At 37.5% G+C, this 23906-nt stretch carries 22 protein-coding genes, 1 pseudogene and 2 other annotated features; all 23 genes and pseudogenes read right to left on the bottom strand.

Annotated features, from left to right (window positions below; genetic code table 11):
- Positions 1-9 precede the first annotated feature (9 nt).
- Positions 10-3552, bottom strand: a complete 3543-nt coding sequence (gene rpoB / locus H1D32_RS00755) for a DNA-directed RNA polymerase subunit beta (protein ID WP_261176307.1) — start codon at positions 3550-3552, stop codon at positions 10-12.
- Between the two features lie 514 nt (positions 3553-4066).
- Positions 4067-4669: a class I SAM-dependent methyltransferase gene (locus H1D32_RS00750; RefSeq protein ID WP_261176306.1), complete on the bottom strand. Its 603-nt coding sequence runs from the start codon at positions 4667-4669 to the stop codon at positions 4067-4069.
- A gap of 228 nt (positions 4670-4897) precedes the next feature.
- Positions 4898-5260 carry a 50S ribosomal protein L7/L12 gene (gene rplL, locus H1D32_RS00745; RefSeq protein ID WP_261176305.1) on the bottom strand — a complete coding sequence of 121 codons (363 nt, stop codon included), beginning with the start codon at positions 5258-5260 and terminating at the stop codon, positions 4898-4900.
- 47 nt (positions 5261-5307) lie between these two features.
- Positions 5308-5823: a 50S ribosomal protein L10 gene (gene rplJ, locus H1D32_RS00740; RefSeq protein WP_261176304.1), complete on the bottom strand. Its 516-nt coding sequence runs from the start codon at positions 5821-5823 to the stop codon at positions 5308-5310.
- A gap of 102 nt (positions 5824-5925) precedes the next feature.
- Positions 5926-6061: a sequence feature (ribosomal protein L10 leader region), on the bottom strand.
- Positions 6062-6104: 43 nt separating this feature from the next.
- Entirely contained in the window at positions 6105-6845 is a 741-nt protein-coding gene (gene rplA / locus H1D32_RS00735; RefSeq protein ID WP_314733338.1) for a 50S ribosomal protein L1, read from the bottom strand.
- A 71-nt stretch (positions 6846-6916) separates the two neighbouring features.
- Entirely contained in the window at positions 6917-7342 is a 426-nt protein-coding gene (gene rplK, locus H1D32_RS00730; RefSeq protein ID WP_261176302.1) for a 50S ribosomal protein L11, read from the bottom strand.
- A 155-nt stretch (positions 7343-7497) separates the two neighbouring features.
- Positions 7498-8031, bottom strand: a complete 534-nt coding sequence (gene nusG / locus H1D32_RS00725; protein ID WP_261176301.1) for a transcription termination/antitermination protein NusG — start codon at positions 8029-8031, stop codon at positions 7498-7500.
- Between the two features lie 78 nt (positions 8032-8109).
- Positions 8110-8304, bottom strand: coding sequence for a preprotein translocase subunit SecE (secE, locus tag H1D32_RS00720; protein ID WP_261176300.1), 195 nt, complete (start codon positions 8302-8304; stop codon positions 8110-8112).
- Between the two features lie 74 nt (positions 8305-8378).
- On the bottom strand, positions 8379-8525 hold the full coding sequence (gene rpmG, locus H1D32_RS00715) for a 50S ribosomal protein L33 (protein ID WP_261176298.1): 147 nt from the start codon (positions 8523-8525) through the stop codon (positions 8379-8381).
- Positions 8526-8757: 232 nt separating this feature from the next.
- Positions 8758-9408 (bottom strand): RNA polymerase sporulation sigma factor SigH, encoded by a 651-nt coding sequence (gene sigH, locus H1D32_RS00710; RefSeq protein WP_261176894.1) that lies wholly within the window; start codon positions 9406-9408, stop codon positions 8758-8760.
- Between the two features lie 248 nt (positions 9409-9656).
- A complete protein-coding gene (locus H1D32_RS00705) occupies positions 9657-10169 on the bottom strand; it encodes an NYN domain-containing protein (protein WP_261176297.1) in 513 nt (170 codons plus the stop codon).
- A 1-nt stretch (position 10170) separates the two neighbouring features.
- Complete coding sequence (gene rlmB / locus H1D32_RS00700; protein ID WP_261176296.1) at positions 10171-10920, bottom strand: 23S rRNA (guanosine(2251)-2'-O)-methyltransferase RlmB; 750 nt, start codon at positions 10918-10920, stop codon at positions 10171-10173.
- A complete protein-coding gene (locus tag H1D32_RS00695; protein ID WP_314733337.1) occupies positions 10913-11341 on the bottom strand; it encodes a Mini-ribonuclease 3 in 429 nt (142 codons plus the stop codon). Before H1D32_RS00695 ends, rlmB begins: the two co-directional genes overlap by 8 nt.
- Positions 11342-11351: 10 nt before the next feature.
- A complete protein-coding gene (cysS, locus tag H1D32_RS00690) occupies positions 11352-12752 on the bottom strand; it encodes a cysteine--tRNA ligase (protein ID WP_261176294.1) in 1401 nt (466 codons plus the stop codon).
- A 97-nt stretch (positions 12753-12849) separates the two neighbouring features.
- On the bottom strand, positions 12850-13488 hold the full coding sequence (cysE, locus tag H1D32_RS00685; protein ID WP_261176293.1) for a serine O-acetyltransferase: 639 nt from the start codon (positions 13486-13488) through the stop codon (positions 12850-12852).
- Positions 13489-13579: 91 nt separating this feature from the next.
- Positions 13580-13809 (bottom strand) — a binding site (T-box leader).
- 30 nt (positions 13810-13839) lie between these two features.
- The gene (gltX, locus tag H1D32_RS00680) at positions 13840-15294 is read right to left on the bottom strand and encodes a glutamate--tRNA ligase (RefSeq protein WP_261176292.1); all 1455 of its coding nucleotides are present in this window, start codon (positions 15292-15294) and stop codon (positions 13840-13842) included.
- Between the two features lie 152 nt (positions 15295-15446).
- A complete protein-coding gene (gene ispF, locus H1D32_RS00675; RefSeq protein WP_261176291.1) occupies positions 15447-15923 on the bottom strand; it encodes a 2-C-methyl-D-erythritol 2,4-cyclodiphosphate synthase in 477 nt (158 codons plus the stop codon).
- On the bottom strand, positions 15923-16612 hold the full coding sequence (gene ispD / locus H1D32_RS00670) for a 2-C-methyl-D-erythritol 4-phosphate cytidylyltransferase (RefSeq protein ID WP_261176290.1): 690 nt from the start codon (positions 16610-16612) through the stop codon (positions 15923-15925). The genes ispF and ispD overlap by 1 nt, the downstream gene beginning before the upstream one ends.
- A 120-nt stretch (positions 16613-16732) precedes the next feature.
- Positions 16733-17809, bottom strand: a complete 1077-nt coding sequence (locus H1D32_RS00665) for a PIN/TRAM domain-containing protein (protein WP_261176289.1) — start codon at positions 17807-17809, stop codon at positions 16733-16735.
- Between the two features lie 199 nt (positions 17810-18008).
- The gene (disA, locus tag H1D32_RS00660; protein ID WP_261176288.1) at positions 18009-19082 is read right to left on the bottom strand and encodes a DNA integrity scanning diadenylate cyclase DisA; all 1074 of its coding nucleotides are present in this window, start codon (positions 19080-19082) and stop codon (positions 18009-18011) included.
- A gap of 366 nt (positions 19083-19448) precedes the next feature.
- Positions 19449-20699 carry a DNA repair protein RadA gene (locus H1D32_RS00655; protein WP_261176287.1) on the bottom strand — a complete coding sequence of 417 codons (1251 nt, stop codon included), beginning with the start codon at positions 20697-20699 and terminating at the stop codon, positions 19449-19451.
- The gene (locus tag H1D32_RS00650; RefSeq protein ID WP_261176286.1) at positions 20696-20860 is read right to left on the bottom strand and encodes a hypothetical protein; all 165 of its coding nucleotides are present in this window, start codon (positions 20858-20860) and stop codon (positions 20696-20698) included. The genes H1D32_RS00655 and H1D32_RS00650 overlap by 4 nt, the downstream gene beginning before the upstream one ends.
- A gap of 582 nt (positions 20861-21442) precedes the next feature.
- Positions 21443-23886 (bottom strand): annotated as a pseudogene (gene clpC, locus H1D32_RS00645) (ATP-dependent protease ATP-binding subunit ClpC).
- Positions 23887-23906 lie beyond the last annotated feature (20 nt).

The following is a 23906-nucleotide window of genomic DNA, read 5'->3' as shown; positions in this document are numbered from 1 at the left end:
GTTCTACGATTATCCGTTTGATTCAGTAGTTTCAAGATTTAAATTAAGCTTATCATTCGCTTGTTCTTCATCATCGTCAAGATCACGCATCTCGATTTCTTCTTCAGTGCTAGATAACATCTTAACATCCATACCTAAACTTTGAAGTTCCTTAATTAATACTTTAAACGATTCAGGAACACCAGGCTCTGGAACGTTTTCACCTTTAACAATGGCTTCATATGTTTTTACACGACCAACTACATCATCTGACTTTACAGTAAGAATTTCTTGTAGAGTATAAGCCGCACCATATGCCTCAAGTGCCCAAACTTCCATCTCTCCGAAGCGCTGTCCACCGAATTGCGCCTTACCACCAAGCGGCTGCTGGGTTACTAGAGAGTAAGGTCCAGTTGAACGAGCATGAAGCTTATCGTCAACCATGTGAGCAAGTTTAATCATATACATAATTCCAACTGAAATACGATTATCGAACGGCTCACCAGTTCTTCCATCATAAAGAACGGTTTTTCCGTCTCTTGCCATACCTGCTTCTGCAAGCGTACCCCAAACATCTTCCTCACGAGCACCATCAAATACTGCAGATGCAACATGAATACCAAGCTTTCTTGCGGCCATTCCTAGGTGTAACTCAAGCACTTGTCCGATGTTCATTCGCGAAGGTACCCCTAATGGGTTAAGCATGATGTCAATTGGCGTGCCATCTGGTAAATATGGCATATCTTCTTCTGGCATAATTCTCGAGATAACACCCTTATTACCATGGCGTCCAGCCATTTTATCGCCTTCATGAATTTTACGTTTTTGAACAATATACACGCGTACAAGTTGATTTACTCCTGGTGGAAGCTCATCTCCATCTTCGCGATTGAAAACTTTTACATCTAAAATGATACCGTCTCCACCATGAGGAGCTCTTAGCGATGTATCTCGAACTTCACGCGCTTTTTCTCCGAAAATTGCATGTAAGAGGCGTTCTTCAGCAGTAAGTTCAGTTACCCCTTTTGGAGTTACCTTACCAACAAGAATATCGCCATCTTTTACTTCAGCACCAACACGGATAATTCCACGCTCATCTAGATTACGGAGCGCATCTTCACCAACGTTCGGGATATCTCTAGTAATTTCCTCAGGTCCTAACTTAGTATCACGAGCTTCTGATTCATATTCTTCAATATGGATGGAAGTATAAACATCATCTTTTACAAGACGCTCACTAAGGATAATCGCATCCTCGTAGTTATACCCTTCCCACGTCATGAACCCTACCATTACGTTACGGCCTAGAGCAAGTTCCCCTAGTTCCATAGATGGACCATCTGCAAGGATTTCTCCTTTAGTAACAACATCGCCCTCTTTGACGATCGGACGTTGGTTATAACAAGTTCCTTGGTTAGAACGAATAAACTTTAGTAAATTGTAGCGATCAATATCGCCCTTTACTTCATTTCCGTCAACATCCATCAGACGACGGACTTGAATTTCTTTGGCTGTAACACGCTCAACAATCCCTTTGTACTTAGCTACTACTGCAGCACCTGAGTCTCTTGCTGACATGTGCTCCATTCCTGTACCTACTAATGGTGATTGTGGTTGTAATAGTGGTACTGCCTGACGTTGCATGTTCGCTCCCATTAACGCACGGTTTGAGTCATCGTTTTCTAAGAACGGGATACATGCTGTCGCTGCAGATACTACCTGTTTAGGTGATACATCCATATAGTCAACACGTTCGCGTTTTACGATCGTGTTTTCCCCACGGAAACGCGCAATAATATTTTCTTCAATAAAAGATCCGTCATCAGCTAACTTCGCATTTGCTTGGGCAACTACATAGTTATCTTCTTCATCAGCAGTTAAGTAATCAATCTTCTCGGTTACTTTTCCTGTTTCAGGATCAACACGACGGTAAGGTGTTTCCATAAATCCGAATTGATTAACTTTTGCATAGGAAGATAATGAGTTAATTAATCCAATGTTTGGACCCTCTGGCGTTTCAATCGGACACATACGACCATAGTGAGAGTAGTGAACGTCACGTACTTCAAATCCTGCGCGTTCACGAGTAAGACCACCAGGTCCTAATGCTGATAGACGACGCTTATGCGTTAACTCGGCTAATGGATTTGTTTGATCCATGAACTGAGACAACTGCGAACTTCCAAAGAACTCTTTAATTGATGCAATAACAGGACGAATATTAATTAACGCCTGTGGCGTGATCATATTTGCGTCTTGAATTGACATACGCTCACGAACTACACGTTCCATTCTAGAAAGTCCAATTCTAAACTGATTTTGTAACAGTTCACCAACAGAACGTAGACGACGATTTCCTAAATGGTCGATGTCATCTGTATCACCTATACCATGCAGTAAATTAAAGAAGTAGTTAATCGCAGCAATAATGTCAGCAGGCGTAATATTTTTCACGCTTTTATCAACACTACGGTTACCAATTACATTAATCGGCATATCTTCTTCTTGTCTGTTCGGTGCATATACTTTAATTGACTGTAAAGGCACTTCAACATCGTCCATTACACCGCCATGTAAAGAAACATTTCTAAACCCTACATTATTTTCTAAGTAAGGAATTAAGCGATCAAGAAGTCGACGATCAATAATCGCGCCCTCTTCTGCTAGTACCTCACCAGTTTCAGGGTCAATTAATGTCTCAGCTAAACGTTGGTTAAAGAGACGATTTTTTATGTGTAACTTTTTATTAATCTTGTAACGACCTACATTTGCTAAGTCATAGCGTTTCGGGTCAAAAAAGCGTGATTCTAATAAACTTTTTGCATTTTCTACTGTAGGAGGTTCACCAGGACGTAAGCGCTCATAAATTTCTAGTAAGGCCTTTTCCGTACTATCGGTGTTATCTTTATCCAATGAGTTTCGTAAATACTCATCTTCACCTAGTAGATCAATGATCTCTTGATCAGAGCCAAATCCTAATGAACGTAGGAGAACTGTAACAGGGATCTTTCTAGTGCGATCAATACGAACGTATACAACGTCCTTCGCGTCTGTTTCAAGCTCTAACCATGCTCCACGGTTTGGAATTACGGTTGCTGTAAAACCTTTTTTTCCGTTTTTATCGATTTTTTTACTATAATAAACACTAGGAGACCGTACAAGCTGAGAAACAATTACACGTTCAGCACCGTTGATGACAAACGTACCAGTTTCAGTCATTAGTGGGAAATCTCCCATAAAGACTTCTTGTTCTTTTACTTCTCCAGTTTCTTTATTAATGAGACGTACTTTTACTCGTAGTGGAGCTGCATAAGTAACATCTCGTTCTTTCGACTCTTCCACAGAGTATTTAGGCTCACCTAAACTGTAATCAATAAACTCCAAAATTAAGTTTCCTGTAAAATCTTGAATCGGAGAGATGTCTTGAAACATTTCTCTTAGCCCCTCATCAAGAAACCATTGATAAGAAGCTGTCTGAATTTCAATAAGGTTAGGTAATTCTAATACCTCTTTAATTCGAGCATAACTTCTTCGTTGGCGGTGTCGTCCATACTGAACTAGTTGACCTGTCAACTGATTCACCCCTTAAATCTAGCGTTTTAGTTTTCCTCTCTTAGTCAGTGACTAATTAGGAGGCTTAGCTTTCAAACTAAGCATATTAGAAAAACTTGGCAGTGACCCCGATTATAGCTGCTTCGTTATATGTAACACGGCGACTACAAACGTCACGGTTTCGCATACCTAAGTTTTGCTGACAAAAATGTAAACGTTTTTACACATGAAATAGGAATCTTTTCCCCTTGAGAAAAAGAAAAATGGTTTTCATTAAAAAAACCACATCGATAAAGACCACTTTAACAATGGTCAGTTGTTTTAAAACACATTCATTCTCTCAGCTGTTCATGCAACTTATGTACCTAACAAAAAGATTTTGTTCTAAGAATCACAAATAAAAGGTAGTTTTACCACTCAGTATAACCAAATAATGGATATTTAAACAAAAAATAAAGTTGACATTTGAGGAATTTTAGGCATTAAAACGATATTCATACGCATTAAATAACACTAACACAAACGGATTCCTAAGTCAACTTTTTTTCGCAGAGATAATAAAATAGCCTTTTGATTTTTTTTCAACTACTACTTTTGCAAATAAACTCTCAAGTTTTTCGATAGCTGAAGGAGCACCTTGCTTCTTTTGAATAACAATCCACAACTCCCCTTGATCGGATAAATGAGTATAAGCATCCTCAAATAATTGATGAACAACTTTCTTCCCCGCCCTGATTGGCGGATTAGATAAAATAGAGGAGAAAGTTTCACCTACAAGAGCACTTAATAGATTACTTTTCTTAACGGTTACATTATCAATCGAATTTAGCTTGGCGTTAAGTTCAGCTAACTCAAGAGCTCTCTCATTTACATCCACTAAAACAAAGCTACTTTCAGGACTCTCTTTTGCTAACGTTAATCCAATCGGACCATAACCACAACCTACATCTAATATATTTCCACCACTTTCAGGAAAGCGATAAGTTTCGAGTAGTAATTGTGTTCCGAAATCTACTTCCTTTTTAGAAAATACACCAGCATCAGAAGTGAACTGCATCTTCATCCCTCGTAATTGAGATTCCCATTTTCTACGCGAACTCTCAACAGTTGGTTTTTCAGAGTAATAGTGATTCGACATTTTTTTCACACCTTTTCTATTAACACCAATATTCATTATGATTAATAGTTATTAGAAATATACAAGTAATTTAAAAGTTTTGAGGTTTGTGTGAGTTTTGAGGTTTGAGTGTTGAGTGTTGAGTTGATTGAAAGAAAGGCTTCAGATCAGCATTCTCTCATAACTCTTCACTCATAACTCTTCACTCATAACTAAAAAAACTCGCATAAATGCGAGTTTTTTCATAAATTACTTAACTTCTACAGAAGCACCAGCTTCTTCAAGTTTAGCTTTGATAGCATCAGCGTCTTCTTTAGAAACACCTTCTTTAAGTGGAGCTGGAGCACCATCAACTAATGCTTTAGCTTCTTTTAATCCTAAACCAGTGATTTCACGAACCGCTTTGATTACGTTGATCTTAGCTGAACCAGCAGATGTAAGGATTACATCAAACTCAGTTTGCTCAGCTTCAGCAGCAGCAGCACCGCCACCAACCATAGCTACAGGAGCAGCTGCAGTTACGCCAAACTCTTCTTCGATTGCTTTTACAAGATCGTTTAATTCTAAAACTGTCATTTCTTTAATTGCTTCTAAGATTTGATCTTTACTCATTTTATATTTCCTCCTAATTGTAAGTTAATTTTAAATTTTGCGGGCTATTAAGCACCTTGTTCTTCTTTTTGTTCAGCAACAGCTTTTGTAACCAATGCAAAGTTACGCATTGGAGCTTGAAGAACGCTAAGCAACATAGAAAGTAAACCTTCTCTTGAAGGAAGCTCAGCTAACGCCTTAACTTCTTCTAATGAAGCAAATCGACCTTCGATAACACCTGCTTTAATTTCTAACGCATCGTTCTTTTTCGCGAAATCGTTTAAAATTTTAGCAGGAGCGATTACGTCTTCATTACTGAATGCAATTGCAGTAGGACCTACTAACGATGCATCAAGTTCTGTTAATCCTGCTTCAGCAGTCGCACGACGAGTCATTGTATTTTTGTATACTTTGAATTCTACGTTTGCTTCACGAAGTTGCTTACGTAATTCTGTTACTTGGGCAACATTTAATCCACGATAGTCAACAACTACTGTTGATTTGCTATCACGAAGCTTTGTAGCGATTTCAGATACTAATACTTGCTTTTGTCCGAACTGTTGTTTTTGTTCACGTACGCTCATATTACACCTCCTATGATTATTCGAAAATCTTAAGACTAAACCTAAGGTTTTCTTATACTATCAAATTGATAGTATTAAAACCATACCGTTGTATGAGGTGATCCTTCTATAGGAAAAGCCTCCATGCAGACACACGGAGGCTTTTGTTATAGTGATTAGATCAACATTTAACAAACCTCGGTAGGAAATTAAGCGATTGATACGCACCTACTGTCTACGGTATGAACTATTCAATTCACAATGGCTAGTATATCGATTTAACCGACAATAGTCAACTGGTATTATTTAGTAGCAGAAGCTACGTTAACTTTTACACCAGGTCCCATTGTTGATGCAACTGCGATATTCTTCATGTAAGTTCCCTTAGCAGCTGCTGGTTTAACTTTTACTAAAGTTTCAACAACAGTGTTTAAGTTTTCAACTAACTTGTTTGTATCGAAAGAAACTTTCCCGATTGGTGCGTGAATGTTCCCAGCTTTATCAACACGATATTCAATCTTACCAGCTTTAATTTCATTAACTGCTCTTTCTACTTCGAAAGTAACTGTTCCTGTTTTCGGGTTCGGCATTAAACCTTTAGGTCCTAATACACGTCCAAGTTTACCAACTTGACCCATCATGTCAGGTGTTGCTACTACTACATCAAAGTCGAACCAACCTTGAGCAATCTTGTTAATGTAATCTTCGTCACCAACATAGTCTGCTCCAGCTGCTTCCGCTTCCTTAGCTTTTTCACCTTTAGCGAAAACTAAAACACGTTGAACTTTACCAGTTCCGTGTGGAAGTACAACTGCACCACGAATTTGTTGGTCAGCTTTCTTAGGGTCTACACCCAATCTAAATGCAACTTCTACAGTCTCATCAAAAGATGCTACTGAAGTCTTTTTTACTAATTCAATTGCTTCTTCAATAGGATAAGCTTTTGTGCGATCAACAAGCTTAGCAGCTTCTTGATACTTTTTACCTTTTTTAGCCAATTTTATTTCCTCCTTGATTGTGGTTTTAGCGGTAGTACCTCCCACTAATAAAGGTTGCGCTGCCAATACACCGGCCCCTTCGCAACCCCTAACTCCCTTAGATTAGTAACAAGGGATTAGTCTTCAATAACAATTCCCATACTGCGTGCAGTACCTTCCACCATACGCATTGCTGACTCTACGTTAGCTGCGTTTAGGTCTGGCATCTTTTGCTCTGCGATTTCGCGAACTTTATCACGCTTAACAGTTGCTACCTTTTTACGATTTGGTTCTCCAGATCCGCTTTGGATCCCAGCTGCTACTTTAAGTAAAACAGCTGCAGGTGGAGTTTTCGTAACAAATGTAAATGAACGGTCTTCAAATACCGTAATTTCTACCGGAATAATTAAACCAGCTTGATCAGCAGTACGAGCGTTAAATTCTTTACAGAATCCCATAATATTAACTCCCGCTTGACCTAGTGCAGGTCCAACTGGCGGTGCTGGGTTTGCTTTACCAGCAGGAATTTGTAACTTTACCATTTTAATAACCTTTTTAGCCACGCGACACACCTCCTTAAGTCCGTGATGTGGTAACCGGATCTTATTATTTGATCCTCCCACTCGATTTACTTTCTATTCGAAAGCTATGTTCAAATTTTTGCGTTAAGAACATAAAAGATTTTATCATTTTTAATAAAGATAAGCAAGTCTTAATTTTAGATTTTTTCAACTTGAGAAAATTCTAACTCAACTGGCGTCTCTCTACCAAACATATTGACATGCACTTTTAACTTTCTTTTCTCTACTAAAATCTCTTCGATTGATCCAACAAAATTTGCAAATGGACCTTCTTTAACCTTCACTGACTCCTTCAATTCGAAGTCAATTTCCTCACGTGGCTCTTCAACACCCATTTGACGAAGAATTGCTTCAACCTCTTCTGGAAGTAGTGCTGTAGGCTTTGAACCTGCTCCAGCTGAACCAACAAAACCAGTAACTCCAGGAGTATTTCGGACAACATACCATGAATCATCAGTCATGATCATCTCAACTAATACATAACCTGGAAAAACTTTACGTGTAACAGACTTTGTTTTACCATTCTTTGTTTCTGTTTCTTCTTCAACAGGCACAAGTACACGGTAAATCTTATCAGCCATATCCATAGATTCTACACGTTTTTCTAAATTTGCTTTTACTTTATTTTCATAACCCGAGTAAGTATGAACAACATACCAATTTTTCTCCATAATGAACAGGACCTTTTCGTCCTTCCCTCCTCTATGGATCAATCCTACTTAATAAAATAAGGATAGACCTATTACCAATTATCCTAAAATAAAACGAACTAAACTTGAGATACCTAAGTCAATGATACCAAAGAAAAATGCCATAAATACAACCGTCGCAACAACTACAGCTGTATAGCGGATTAACTCCTTACGAGTAGGCCATGATACTCTCTTTAGTTCCTTTGTTACATCACGTAAAAATTGACCTGATTTCTTAACTGCTCCAGCCATTAACGCCACCTCCACCATTTAGACACAAGTTTTTATCGTATATTCATAAGCTTGTACAAAAAATTAATACGAGATTATTTTGTTTCAAGATGCTGGGTGTGCTCGTTACATACTTTACAGAACTTCTTCATTTCCACTCGTTCTGCATTTGATGCATTCTTTTCTGTCGTATAGTTTCGAGACTTGCAAGTATTGCACGCTAAAACGATTTGTTTTCGCATTACATACTCCCCCCATCTTGCAAATGATAATATTCACATATTAATCAACCATATCACAGGGTATAAACAGTGTCAATATTGTCTTATATCAGTGTATCCAATATTACCCTTTCTAAAACCAGTGTTGAGTTAAGAGTTTTGAGTTCTTTAGCTGCTCTGTGATGCTTTCTATAAATTCATAACTCTTAACTCAAACGACTAAACTAAAAAACCAGGGCCTCTGCCCTGGTTTTTATATACTAATACCCTTTAATTCAACATAGCGTTCTAGTTTGCGTTTCACTCTTTGTAGCGCATTGTCGATTGATTTAACATGCCGTTTTAAATCAACAGAAATTTCCTGATATGACCTACCGTCAAGATATAACATCAATACTTTCCGTTCAAGGTCACTTAAAATTTCTCCCATTTTTAATTCAATATCATCAAACTCCTCTTGATTAATGAGAAGCTCCTCAGGATCGGTGACACGTGTTCCGCTAATAACATCAAGAAGTGTACGATCACTTTCTTCATCGTAAATTGGTCGATCTAGTGAAACATAAGAGTTTAATGGGATATGCTTTTGCCTTGTTGCAGTTTTGATTGCTGTAATAATTTGCCTAGTAATACATAGTTCTGCAAAGGCTTTAAATGATGAAAGCTTGTCCCCTTTAAAATCTCGAATTGCCTTATAGAGGCCGATCATTCCTTCTTGCACTATATCCTCGTGGTCGGCACCAATTAAGAAATACGATCTAGCCTTAGCTCTTACAAAGTTCTTATACTTGATTATAAGATACTCCAGAGCTCCACTATCGCCTTCGCGGACGTAATCAACTAAATATTCATCTTCCATTTGTTCAAAGTCAGCATTTGTGATTTCTTTGAGGTCTATGCTCACCATAATCCCTCCGGCCTTTGATGAATTGTGAATGCTTAAAAAGGGATTCATTTACAGAAAAACGCTAAATGAATATTAAAAAAACGGGCTCCATTATCTCATATTAATCGTCGCCATAGTTTCCCTTATACTACCATCGATGAAGTTCATAACTTATTAATAGTATAAGCTAAGTGACCTTTTTAAACAGTATGAATTACCTAAATATAGAAATATTATATAGCATGTTTTCGACTAGCGTCAACCACTCACATGTCGCCTCGACGCCATTTTTCAAAAATTTCTGCCATTTCGGCAGAGATCGGGATTTTTGTTTGTTTTTCGCGTTTTTTCGACTTTTTTACTTCTTTCTTTATACCTTGTTCCACAACGCTCATTTCCGTTCTTAGTTCTCTAGCTGATTTCCTTAAAGCTCCGTAGCCAAATGTAACGGATTGTTCAACGAAATCCGATGTTGCGACGTAGACTTGAGTATCAATACGCTTGAGCTTTTTTACTAATTTTTCAATTCGTTCATCAGCTGTCTCATTTTCCCTAGTGTAGATAATTTCTAATCTAAAATTCTTATATTTCTTGCCAATGCCAGAAACCATATGAGCATCAAAAATAATGATAACCTCCATACCACTGTATGCTTGGTATTCAGCCATTTTTTCAACTAGTAGGTCTCTGGCACCTTCTAAGTCATTCTTTTTTAACAGCTTTAATTCTGGCCAATCCCCAATTATGTTATAGCCATCAACGAGAAGTATCTCTCTCATTTTACTTCGTTCCTATGGGGTTACGCTTCCTAAGAACCTCATACATCAACAGACTAGCAGCAACAGATGCATTTAACGAAGTAACCTTACCAAGCATCGGTACGCGTAGTAAAAAGTCACATTTTTCCTTGATTAAACGACTCATTCCTTTTCCTTCGCTTCCAATAACAAGTCCAATCGGTAAGTCAAAACTAGCCTGTCTAAAATCTGTATCTCCTGCGGCATCTGTACCAGCAAACCACAAACCACGCTTTTTTAAATCATCCATCGTTCTCGCTAAGTTAGTCACTCTCACAACGGGTACGTACTCAATTGCCCCTGTCGAAGCTTTTGCAACAGTGGCAGTAAGCCCCACCGCACGACGTTTGGGGATAATCACACCGTGTGCACCGGCTGCATCAGCAGTACGAAGAATAGAACCTAAATTATGTGGGTCCTCAATTTCATCCAATAACAAAAAGAAAGGTTCTTCCCCTTTTTCTTGTGCTTTTGCAAATAAATCATCGATCTCAGCATATTCATATGCTGCAACTGATGCAACAACTCCTTGGTGATTTGTTGCATCGACTAATGACTCTAGCTTCTTCTTTGGAACAAATTGAAACTGAATGCCATTTTCCTTTGCAAGATCAAGGATTTGGTTGACTTGACCTTTTTGGGTACCTTCACCAATCCAAATTTTATTAATTGTATGACCAGAACGCAATGCCTCTAAGACTGGATTTTTACCTACAATAAATTCACTACCCATTTGTTTCACTCCCTTCTTCCTTTTCAATTAGTACAAACGTTTGTTCAATAATTTCATCTAGTCTTTCGTACTTATCAAGTAAGTATAGATAACCAATTAGCGCTTCAAAAGCGGTACTCATTCGGTAGGTTTGCAAGTCAGTATTTTTGCGGACATTCCCAGGTTTGGAATTCCTACCTCTCATCGCAACAGCCATCTCTTCTTCTGTTAAAAAGCCGTTGGCCAGCAGGCAGTTCAAAACCTCTGCCTGCGCCTTGGCCGAAACATACTCTGTCGCTTTTTTATGAAGCTGATGTGGTCTCACCTTACCTGAGGCAATCAAACGATAACGAACATACGTATCCAAAATGGAATCACCCATATACGCAAGAGCTAACGCATTTATTTGCTGTAAATCTATCTTAGATTTTGTTAATTTCATCATAATACGCTTAAACCCTCTTCCAACGTACTCCTTGTGGTGTATCCTCTAATAGAATGTCCATTGCCTTCAAGTCGTCTCTAATTTTATCTGCTAACGCAAAATCTCTATTTTTTCTTGCTTGATTACGCACTTCAATTAACTTATCAATATCCTCATCTAATAACTCTTTTACAGACGTTAATACCAAACCAAGTACATCCGCCAATTCCTTAAAGACAACCAAAAAGTGTTCCAATACATCTTTTGAAGTATGAGCTTCACGTAAATAGACATTCGCTAGCTTAGCTAAATCAAACAATGTTGCGATTGCGTTTGCACTATTAAAGTCATCGTCCATAGCATCGATAAACTTCGATTTCTCAGCGTCAATTTGGCTAATCCAATCTGCTTCACCCTTACCTAAATTAGCTGTTTCCTCTAAACGGTATTCTAGATTTTGAACTGCTGTTTTCAAACGGTCTAACCCATTTTTTGCACTGTTTAGAAGTTCATCATTAAAATTGATTGGACTACGATAATGAGCCATTAACATAAAGAAACGAATAATTTCTGGGTCATATTTTTTAATGATGTCATGTACTAAAATGAAATTCCCTAAAGACTTCGACATTTTTTCATTATCAATATTAATGTACCCATTATGCAGCCAGTAGTTCGCCATCTTTTTACCTGTCATCGCTTCTGACTGAGCGATTTCATTTTCATGGTGCGGGAATGATAGGTCCTGACCACCAGCATGAATGTCAATCGTATCACCTAAATATTTCTTGACCATTGCCGAGCATTCGATGTGCCAACCCGGTCTTCCTTCGCCCCATGGACTATTCCATGAAATCTCACCTGGCTTTGCCTTTTTCCAAAGAGCAAAATCTAGTGGATCTGCCTTTTGTTGTTCTACTTCAATCCGTGCACCTGATTGGAGGTCATCAATTGATTGTTGAGAAAGCTTCCCATAGTCTTTAAATTTTCTAGTACTAAAATACACATCCCCATTTACTTCATATGCGAAACCTTTCGTAATCAGCCCTTCAACAAAATCAATGATTTCAGTCATCGTTTCTGTTACTCTTGGATGAGCATCGGCACACTTAACACCTAACGCCCCGACATCTTCAAAGTACGCATTAATAAAACGCTCTGCGATTGTTGGAACATCTTCTCCAAGCTCTTTAGCTGCTTTGATTAATTTATCATCGACATCTGTAAAATTGGATACATACTTAACATCATAACCACGAAATTCAAAGTATCTGCGAACCATATCAAAAATGATGGCAGGTCTTGCGTTCCCAATGTGGATATAGTTATAAACCGTTGGTCCACATACATACATTTTTACTTTACCTTCTTCAATAGGTTGGAAAATCTCCTTTTGCCGCGATAACGTGTTATATACTTTAATTGACATGTTTTACACTCCTTTTTTCAGTGTAGAGTGTTGAGTGTTGAGTTGTTTGTAGGCATCGCAGAGAAGCTTTCAATAACTCATAACTCATAACTCATAACTATTTTTGTTTCAACAATTCAATCTCGCTTCTAAGTCGTTTTAGTTCTTCTTCTAACTCTTTAAATTTATCTGCAACAGGGTCTGGCAAATTGATATGATCTAGGTCACGGCGTATTTTAACGCCATCTTGCATCACGACTCTACCCGGAATGCCAACTACAGTAGAGTTTGCTGGCACTTCTTTAAGCACTACAGAACCTGCCCCTATTCGTGAATTCTTTCCAATTGTCATCGACCCTAAAATTTTTGCTCCTGAAGCAATCAAGACATTATCTTCAATTGTCGGGTGACGTTTCCCCTTCTCTTTACCAGTCCCGCCTAAGGTAACTCCTTGATAAATCGTAACGTTATCTCCAATCTCGCACGTTTCCCCAATAACAACTCCTGTTCCATGGTCAATAAACAGCCTTTGACCAATGACAGCGCCTGGATGGATTTCAATTCCTGTAAAAAAGCGGGAAATCTGCGAAAGTAGCCTTGCCAGAAAGAACATTCGCTTTTTCCAAAACCAGTGGGCAATTCTATGGCCCCATATCGCATGAAGTCCTGAATAAGTAAAAATTACTTCAAGTTTGCTTCTCGCTGCCGGATCTTGCTCAAAAACAACATCAATGTCGTTTCTTAATGTTTTAAACAACCTAACTCTCTCCTTTCAGAACCTCAGTATTTTAGAAAAGCAATGTACCCTTAAAGAATCTTATAAAAAAAGCATCCCTGTGCAATTTATGCACAGAGACGCTTTTAGCGCGGTTCCACTCTGTTTGAGTAAACAAAATACTCCTCTTAACTCCGTAACGGTGAGCACCGCCTTTACTTACTAAGCTAAGAACCTAATTTTGCTTTTTAGTAAAGGACTCAGAGGGGCATTTCAAAGGTTACTTCTTAAACTGCTTTCAGCCAAGGCAGTTCTCTCTAGAAAGAAATAATTTCTTTTACTTATCCTCATCAACGTTTTATATAGAGATAATTTATTATAGCTCAAAAAAATCTATAATAAACTCTGTAATCTGTTTAGAACAATTTCTTTTCCTAATAAGCTAATCGCTTGCGGTAGATCTGGACCATGCGTTTGCCCAGTTGTAGCTACACGGATTGGCATAAATAATTGCTTACCTTTTTGTCCAGTTGCTTTTTGCGTAGCTTTCGTAGCTGCTTTAATATCATCAGCAGTAAATGAAGTTAACATTTCTAACTGAGATTTAAATTCCGCTATTACAGCAGGTACTTGCTCCTCAGCTAAAACTACTTTTGCTTCTTCATTATAATCAATTTCTGTCTTAAAGAACAACTCTGTTAACTCAACAATTTCTGCTCCATAACTCATTTTTTCTTGGTGAAGTAAAATCAAGTCTCGAGCCCAGGCTATTTGTTCCTCTGACATCTCTACAGGAAGTTTACCACTACTAATTAAGTGTGGCAATGCTAGTTCCACAACTTGATCTCCATTCGCCTTCTTCATATATTGATTATTCATCCACTCGAGTTTTTGTGTATCAAAAACAGCTGGTGCTTTAGAAACTCTTTCGAGGCTAAATTGCTCAATCAATTCTTCCTTAGTAAAAATCTCCTCTTCTCCAACAGGAGACCAACCAAGAAGCGATAAAAAGTTGACAAGTGCGTCAGGTAAATAACCTAAATCACGATATTGTTCAACAAATTGAATGATTGACTCATCACGCTTACTCATTTTTTGACGATCTTGATTTAAGATTAGTGATGCGTGTGCAAACTTTGGTGTTTCCCAACCGAATGCTTCGTATAGTAATACTTGACGAGGTGCATTTGATAAATGTTCTTCACCACGAATAACATGGGAAATTTCCATTAGGTGGTCATCAACAACTACCGCAAAGTTGTACATTGGAATTCCATCACGTCGAGCGATGATAAAATCACCAATACCGTCTGTTTCAAAACTTACTCGACCTCGAATCGCATCATCAACAACTACTTCTTGTCCTTCTGGAACTAAAAAGCGTACTACTGGCTTACGACCTTCATTTTCATACGCAGCCCTTTGTTCAGCTGTTAAATGACGATCTCGTCCACTATATTTAGGAGTTTCACCTCTTGATAATTGCTCTTCACGTTCTTTTTCACTTTCTTCTTCCGTCATGTAACAATAGTATGCTTTGCCACTTTCAATTAACTTCTCAATATAGTCTTTGTAAATATCTATTCTGTCCATGCAGCGATAAGGACCGTACTCTCCACCAACATCTACGCTTTCATCCCACTCAATTCCTAACCACTTCATGCTTTCAAGCAGTTTTTCTTGAGCAGTTTCAACATTTCTTGCTTGGTCTGTATCTTCAATACGAACGATAAATTTACCACCTTGATTTCTAGCAAATAAATAATTAAAAAGAGCAGATCTTGCTCCACCAATATGCAGATGCCCCGTTGGACTTGGAGCAAAGCGAACTCTTACTTGTTTTGACATGTAACCACACCATCCATTTCTTTCTAATAACTTTTCTTATTCTAACATAAAAGTTTTGAGGGTTGAGTTTTGAGTTTTGAGTTATTGAAAGTTCTGCTTCGTAGCTTCCTCTTTCACCAACTCAAAACTCATCACTCCTAACTCAAAACTGCTTAACTTTTAACTAATAACACCGTTGCCATAGCTGCAATTCCTTCTTCTCTACCACAAAAACCTAGTTTTTCTGTCGTTGTTGCTTTTACGTTTACTTGGTCTAACTCAGCCTCAAGTAGTTCACTAATTCTTTCTTTCATCGCGGGAATGTGGGGCGCCATTTTTGGTCTTTGGGCAATGATTGTGCAATCAATATTGCCTAGCTTATAGCCTTGTTTCTTGACTAGCTCCCAAACGTGAGATAAGAGCTTGGCTGAATCTGCACCTTTATATGCTGGATCTGTGTCAGGAAAATGCTTACCTATATCTCCTTGGGCAATAGCTCCTAAGACTGCATCAGCAACAGTATGTAATAAAACGTCTGCGTCTGAATGTCCTAACAAACCTTTTTCATGAGGAATTTCAATTCCACCAATTATTAATGGTCTTCCTTCTACCAATTGGTGAACATCATAACCTTGTCCAATTCTCATCATTACTTCTCTCCTCGCTTAACTTGTAAAATTGAATGTGCAAACACAATATCTTCTGGCGTTGTAAGTTTAATATTAAAATATTCCCCATGCACAATCGAAACATCTTTTTGAATTGCTTCCAGCAAACTAGCATCATCAGTCCCTAAAAAGCCATTTTTTTCAGCCCATTTATGTGCGGCTAAAATAGTTTTTAAAGCAAACGCTTGTGGTGTTTGGGCAGACCATAAATTTGCTCGATCAACTGTGCGCGAAATGTTATATCCATCACTTTCTTTCACAGTATCTTTAATTGGTACTGCTAATATAGCCGCTTCACTTTTTTCCGTTTCTTCAACAAGCTTGTGAATTAGGTCTTCAGAAACGAAAGGACGTGCCCCATCATGGATGAGAGCAATCTCTGATTTACTTACGACTTTTAAACCGTTATAAACACTATGTTGTCGCTCTGCACCACCGTTTGCGATTCTTTTCACCTTAGTAATTCCATATGTATGTATTAACTGTGCTATTTCGTCTATTTCATTAGGATTTGCAACAACGATTATTTCTTCACACCAATCATCATTTTGAAATATTTCTAAGGTATGAATGATAACTGGTTTATTTTCTAATAGCAAAAACTGTTTGTTTCTTTTTAGGTTCATTCTTTTTCCTTGGCCTGCTGCAGGGATTACTACCGAATACTTCATTTTCTACGTTACTCCCATCCCATAAAAACTGTCATCGTTTTGATTATAACGAACTCCGTATAAAAGGAAACGTCAGGCCAGAAACATCTGACCTAACGTTTATTAAAAACTATTGTACGCTTAAAGTGCTTTTTCTAATAACTTTGGTTTTGCGAAGATCATTCTTCCAGCGGAGGTCTGGAGTACACTAGTAACAATAACATCAATGTGTTTACTAATGTAATCACGGCCGCCCTCTACAACGATCATTGTCCCGTCATCCAAGTAAGCAATTCCCTGGTTATGTTCTTTTCCATCTTTAATGACTTGAACATGTAATTCTTCACCAGGAAGAACAATTGGTTTCACCGCATTAGCTAAATCGTTAATATTTAGTACCGGTACACCTTGAAGGTCACAAACCTTGTTTAAGTTAAAATCATTTGTTACAACAAGCCCAGAGACCAATTTTGCCAACTTGACTAATTTGCTATCAACCTCTTGAATATCGTCGAAGTCTCCTTCGTAAATTTCAACATTTATGGATAGCTCTTTTTGAATTTTATTTAATATATCTAGACCACGACGTCCACGATTTCTTTTTAGTACATCAGAAGAATCAGCGATATGCTGGAGTTCTTCAAGGACAAATTGAGGAATGACCAATGTTCCCTCCAAGAAACCAGTTTGACAAATATCAGCAATTCGTCCATCAATAATAACACTTGTATCTAATATTTTTAGTTCAACACCGTGTCTTTCTTTCTCTACTTCATCAGTATCTTTTTTTCTATCATTTTTCTTAGTGAACAAGTTTATTAACTCGTCACGCTTTTTGAAGCCAACTTGATAACCTAAATAGCCTAATAATAAAGTTAAAAATATTGGTAAAATTGTACTTAAAACAGGAATTGTATTAAGTGGTAAGACAATTAAAAATGCTACAATAAGTCCAAAGATAATCCCCATGGTTCCAAATAGAACATCTGTTACAGGTGCTTTAACTAATTTTTCCTCCACTAGGCGGATTAGCCCCACAATATAATCAGTAATCCAAAATGATGATAAATAAAATATAATTGCACCAATTCCAGCACCTACAAATGAGTTAGTTACCCAATTTGGTAAGCCACCAAAATTTAAGATCTGTATTAAGTCTGGAACAAATAAATATCCTAATGTTCCACCCAAAATAACAAAGAAAGCTTTACAATCCATCTTATCATCTATTTCACCTCCTTTATTAGTATAGACATTAATTTCAAAGGTCAAACTTTAAATTAATGCAATTTTATAATTTCTATGAAGGAATTTTCAAATTATACATAGTTTTAAAATAACAAAGTAGGCCATGAATGTCAATTTCTACAAAAGTATTTTATTATAACGTCATAGCAAAATAGAGTCAAGATTTTTCTCAGATATGGCGGTCAATAAATAGTTGTTCCTGAATTCTAGTTAAACCTTCTTTAATCTTTCTGGCTCGCGCCTCACCGATCCCATCAACTTCGTCAAGCTCTTCGATTGAAGCACGCATAATTTGTCTAATATCTTCAAACTTTTGAACCAGATTTTCAACTACAATTGACGGGAGCCGCGGTATTTTATGTAGAATTCTAAACCCACGTGGCGTAATGGTATGCTCAGATAAATTAATATTCTTGGCGTACCCTAATAGCTTGACAATTACTTGATCATCTAACAGTTCATCATTAGATAACTTCTTCATTTGTCTTAAGATAAGGTGCTCATCTTGATTAGGGTCTTTCACATAATCCTTAATTAGCAATCCTGCTTCTTTTTCAACATTTGATACAAGCTCCTCTAGCTGCATTGAGATTAGTCTACCTTCATCACCTAACTCATTTACATAGTTTAAGATCTCACTTTTTATTCGCAGAACCATTTCAACACGATGGATTACTTGGGATACCTCTTGAAAAGTCACTAATTCCTCGAACTCAAGTGCACCTAAATTTGTAATCCCTTGATCTAGTACAGACTTATATTTTTCCAATGTTTGAATTGCCTGATTTGCCTTTGTTAAAATTACCCCGATGTCCTTTAATGAATACCGATATTCACCTTGATAAAGTGTAATGACATTTCTTCTTTGTGAAATAGAGATCACTAAATTTCCTGTTTGGCGGGCAACTCGCTCTGCTGTGCGGTGCCTAATCCCAGTTTCAGTAGATGAAATAGTTGAGTTAGGTACCAACTGGGTATTCGCATATAATATTCGCGAGCTATCTTCACTTAAAATGATAGCACCATCCATTTTTGCTAACTCATATAAGTACGCGGGTGAAAATTCACAATTTATAAAAAATCCACCGTCGACGATATTCATCATTTCATTGTTATATCCTAATACAATCAGACCACCAGTCTTGGCCCTTAATACATTATCAATGCCTTCCCTTAATGGCGTTCCTGGAGACACTAATTTTAAAACATCATTTATAAATGCTGTTTTACTACTATGATCCAATTTGTTACCCTCCTATCCGAGATCTCTTCATCAGGTTCTATGTGTAGTGCGTAGAATAGGAAATCCCCTCATATAATTACCAATTTTTTCATTCATATGATACCACTTCTATTAAGTGTATAAAATAAATTCCATTCTTTATTGCTTTAGAGTTGACTATCTTCGTACCGATAAAAATATGTAAGACGATTCACTTTTATTACGAAAATACCTATATTTCAATAATTTATTTACATTTATCAATGTCATATTCATTATGATCGCCACTAATTAGTTGCGTAAGAAACATTGGCAACTACATTTACATTGATATAGCTCTCGGTTAAGGTAATTATGAAATTGACTCACATAAAGCCTGAAAATCATCTAAAACGGCATTCCCCTTTTTGCTCTTGGTTCAAAAACATGAGTAATTACATCATTCAACGTATTTCTCTCAATTACCTCAAGGTTTTTGAGATCAAGCTTTTTAGTAATTGACTTTTTCGCAACGTACGCCTTTTTAAAACCCATTCTATCTGCTTCTTTTAACCTAGTTTCTAATGATGGAACTCTTTTTAATTCGCCTGTTAAACCAATGTCGGCAATGAACAAAGTATCATTCGATATTCCTTTATCTTTTGCGGAGGATACTATACTCATAATCACTGCAAGATTTACAGATTGTTCTCTTAATTGTAATCCACCCGTCGATTTAACAACGACATTCTTGTTAAATAGCTCTATACCGCCTCTTTGTTCTAGAATTGATATTAACGTATTTAATTGTTCTCTCTTTAAGTTTTCACTAATTCTTGATGGGTATGGAGTAAACGTTGTTGCAACTAAACTTTCGATTTCCACAATAATTGGTCGAGTACCTTCTCGAACTACTGTTAACGCGCAACCTGAAACGTCCATATTGCTTTCTCTTTGGGTCATAAAATATTCAGATGGATTTTCTATTGGTGTCATTCCATCTTCTGTCATTGAAAAAAATGAAGTTTCTCCGGTACTTCCAAATCGATTTTTACTAGCTGTGACTCCTCGGAGTTCTTCGCCACTCTCACCATCAATGATTAATACGGTATCAACAAGATGTTCTAATGCTCTTAAACCTGCTATCTCTTCATTTTTATTCATCTGTCCAACTAATAATACTGCTCTAGGTCTTGCGCTACTTTTAGCAATCCTTGTTAATTCATTGGCACACTCCATTGTTTGTGTAGGAGAGCCGGCTCTAGAAGGCATATATTCTTCTAAAGTAAATGTCTGGATACTATCAACAATAATTAAATCTGGATCAACCTCATTTATTGCCGATACGACATTATCCATACTCGTATCCGACACAACCCAAATATTATCCATTGATCGATTAAGGATCCTATCCGCCCTATTTTTTATTTGGCTTTCACTTTCTTCTCCCGAAGCATATAAAACTTTATATCCCTTTAGAGATGCATCCTCAGCCACTTGTAGCAACAAAGTTGATTTTCCCGCTCCTGGCTTTGCAGTAAGAATTGTAATCGAGTCTCTTACAATTCCTCCGCCCATGACTCGATTAAATTCACTAATACCAGTGATAATTCTATCGCTCTTACTCGTTTGTACCTCGTTGAGCTTTTTGGGTTTCACAAAAGCTTGTTCAGTGTATGAGCTAGTTTTGCCTGTCGACTTTTTGCATCGACAATAACTTCATCTAACGAATTCCATGAGTTGCACGAATCACATTTCCCTTGCCACTTTGGATGTGGATGACCACAATCAGAACATCTAAAGACTGTTTTCTTTTTCATTTCTAAACCCCTATCAAATCCATTGAATTTTACAGTACACTGTTAGATTTCATTCAGAGAGTTACTGACTGAAAACACTATAATAGCCATTCTATGTTTTCTACATAAAGTTGAGTTGTCGTTCAAGTCAAATGTAGATAAATGCCGGTACTATATAAGTATCTGAAATTGCCCCTTATACATTATTATATATATATCTTTTATTTTTTGTTTAATCTAGCTCAAAAATTATTCACATTTTTTGAGTTTTTTAAAAGGCTCTTTTCTAAAAGATTGTTGCTATTAACTTCTAGGTCGTAATCAAGCGAACGCTTGGTTCTTCACGCTTTGCGTGAAGCTTTTGAGAATAAATAAGCGATTGGGACAAATAAACTTGTCCCAAAAAGCTTATTTATTCTCAAAAGACGACCTATAAGCAACAAAGTTTACGAAAGTAGCCTTTAAAAATCAATAGTCATAAACCTAACAGTAATGTCTTATAACATCTATATGACTTTTATATAAACTATGAAAAGCCTTTAGGAAAGAAAGAAAAAGCTAGGAGACTACAGTGAAAATGCAGTATTCTCCTAGCTATACAACTTAAACGGTAGTTGTTGTTGAATTCCCTATTACTATAAATTCGTTATCTTTTACATCAAGAGTTACCTTTTGTCCTTTTTGAATAGTTCCTCTTAATAATTCCTCTGATAAGCGATCCTCAACATGCTTTTGTAATGCTCGGCGTAGAGGACGTGCACCGTATTCAGGGTCATATCCTTCATCAGCAATTTTTACTTTTGCAGCATCTGTTAATTCAAATTCAATTTCATGCTCTTTTAAGCGTTTTGTTAACGTATCTGCCATTAGAGAAACAATTTCTTGAATATGCTTCTTCTCTAAAGAATGGAATACAATAATCTCATCAATACGGTTTAAGAATTCAGGACGGAAGCTCTTTTTAAGCTCACCCATAACTTTTTCTTTCATATCCTTATATTCTTGACCTTCAGTTTCAGTTGTGAAGCCTAGATATTTATTTCTCTTAAGCTCACTCGCCCCTACGTTAGAGGTCATAATAACCGCTGTATTTCTAAAGTCAACTGTTCGCCCTTTTGAATCTGTTAAGCGACCATCTTCTAAAACCTGAAGGAGAATGTTGAACACTTCTGGATGTGCTTTCTCAATTTCATCAAATAGAATAACTGAGTACGGTTTTCTTCTAACCTTTTCTGTTAATTGTCCACCATCATCGTGTCCAACATAACCTGGAGGAGAACCAACTAGGCGAGATGTTGCATGCTTTTCCATGTACTCAGACATGTCAATACGAATAACTGCATCTTCATCCCCAAATAACGTTTCAGCTACAGCTCGGGCTAATTCGGTTTTACCTACACCAGTTGGTCCTAAGAAGATAAATGATCCGATTGGACGCTTAGGATCTTTTAACCCAGCTCTTGCACGTCGAATCGCTTTTGAAATGGCCTTAACAGCTTCTTCTTGACCAATTACACGTTTGTGAAGAATTGACTCCATGTTTAATAATCTTTCTGTTTCTTCTTCAGCAAGCTTTGAAACCGGAATTCCCGTCCAGCTAGCAACAACTTGAGCAATATCTTCTGTTGTCACTTCTGTATTTTCTTGCCCTTGTTTTTCTTTCCATTCTTTCTTTAAGCCATCAAGCTCTTCTCGGAGCCTTTGTTCACTATCGCGTAAGGAAGCTGCTTTTTCAAACTCTTGACTTTGAACTGCAGCGTCTTTTTCTTTCTAGTTTCTTCAAGTCTTTGTTCAAGTTCCTTTAAGTTAGGTGGGATCGTATAAGATCTTAAGCGTACTTTTGAAGCAGCTTCGTCTACAAGATCAATTGCTTTATCCGGTAAAAAGCGGTCTGAAATGTAACGGTCTGATAACTTTACAGACTCTTCAACTGCTTCGTCGGTAATTGTAACACGATGGTGAGCTTCGTAACGATCTCTTAAGCCCTTTAAGATTAAGATAGACTCTTCAATAGAAGGCTCCTCAACTCTAATTGGTTGGAAGCGTCTTTCTAAAGCGGCATCCTTCTCAATATATTTACGGTATTCATCTAACGTCGTTGCACCAATACATTGAAGCTCTCCACGTGCTAATGACGGCTTAAGGATATTTGATGCATCAATTGCTCCCTCAGCCCCACCTGCACCAATTAATGTGTGAAGCTCATCAATAAATAGAATAACATTTCCAGCTTGGCGAATTTCATCCATCACTTTTTTGAGACGGTCTTCAAATTCACCACGATACTTGGTACCTGCTACTACAGTACCCATATCAAGTGTCATAACGCGTTTACCACGTAATGTTTCTGGAACTTCATTAGCGATGATTTGTTGCGCTAGCCCTTCTGCGATTGCTGTTTTACCAACACCAGGTTCTCCAATTAATACTGGATTATTTTTTGTCCGGCGACTTAGGACCTGAATGACTCGTTCAATTTCTTTACTACGTCCAATTACTGGATCTAACCCTTCTTCTTTTGCCATAGCTGTTAAATCTCGAGCTAAACTATCCAATGTTGGTGTATTTACATTTGAAGCAGCGTTCCCTTGTTGACCGCCACCTGAAGTTTCGTTACTTCCTAAAAGTTGTAGCACTTGTTGACGAGCTTTGTTTAAGCTCACACCTAGGTTGTTTAAAACACGCGCTGCAACACCTTCACCTTCGCGGATTAATCCTAATAAAATATGCTCAGTTCCTACATACGAATGACCTAGCTTTCTAGCTTCATCCATTGATAATTCAATAACTTTTTTGGCTCGAGGAGTGTAGTGAATCGTTTTCGCACCATCTTGACCTTTTCCAATAAGTGTTTCAACTTCATTCTGAATTTTGTCAGATCCTAAGCCTAAACCTAAAAGCGCTTTAGCAGCAATTCCTTCACCTTCACGGATTAAACCTAATAAGACATGCTCTGTCCCAATATTGTTATGTCCTAGACGAATTGCTTCTTCTTGAGCTAACGCTAATACCTTTTGAGCTCTTTCAGTAAATCGACCAAACATCATTATTACTCCACCTCCGAATA

The sequence above is a fragment of the Anaerobacillus sp. CMMVII genome (assembly GCF_025377685.1).
Classification (GTDB): Bacteria; Bacillota; Bacilli; order Bacillales; family Anaerobacillaceae; genus Anaerobacillus.
The sequence above is the reverse complement of the archived record's forward strand: the minus strand, read 5'-3'. Positions and strand labels throughout refer to the sequence as shown.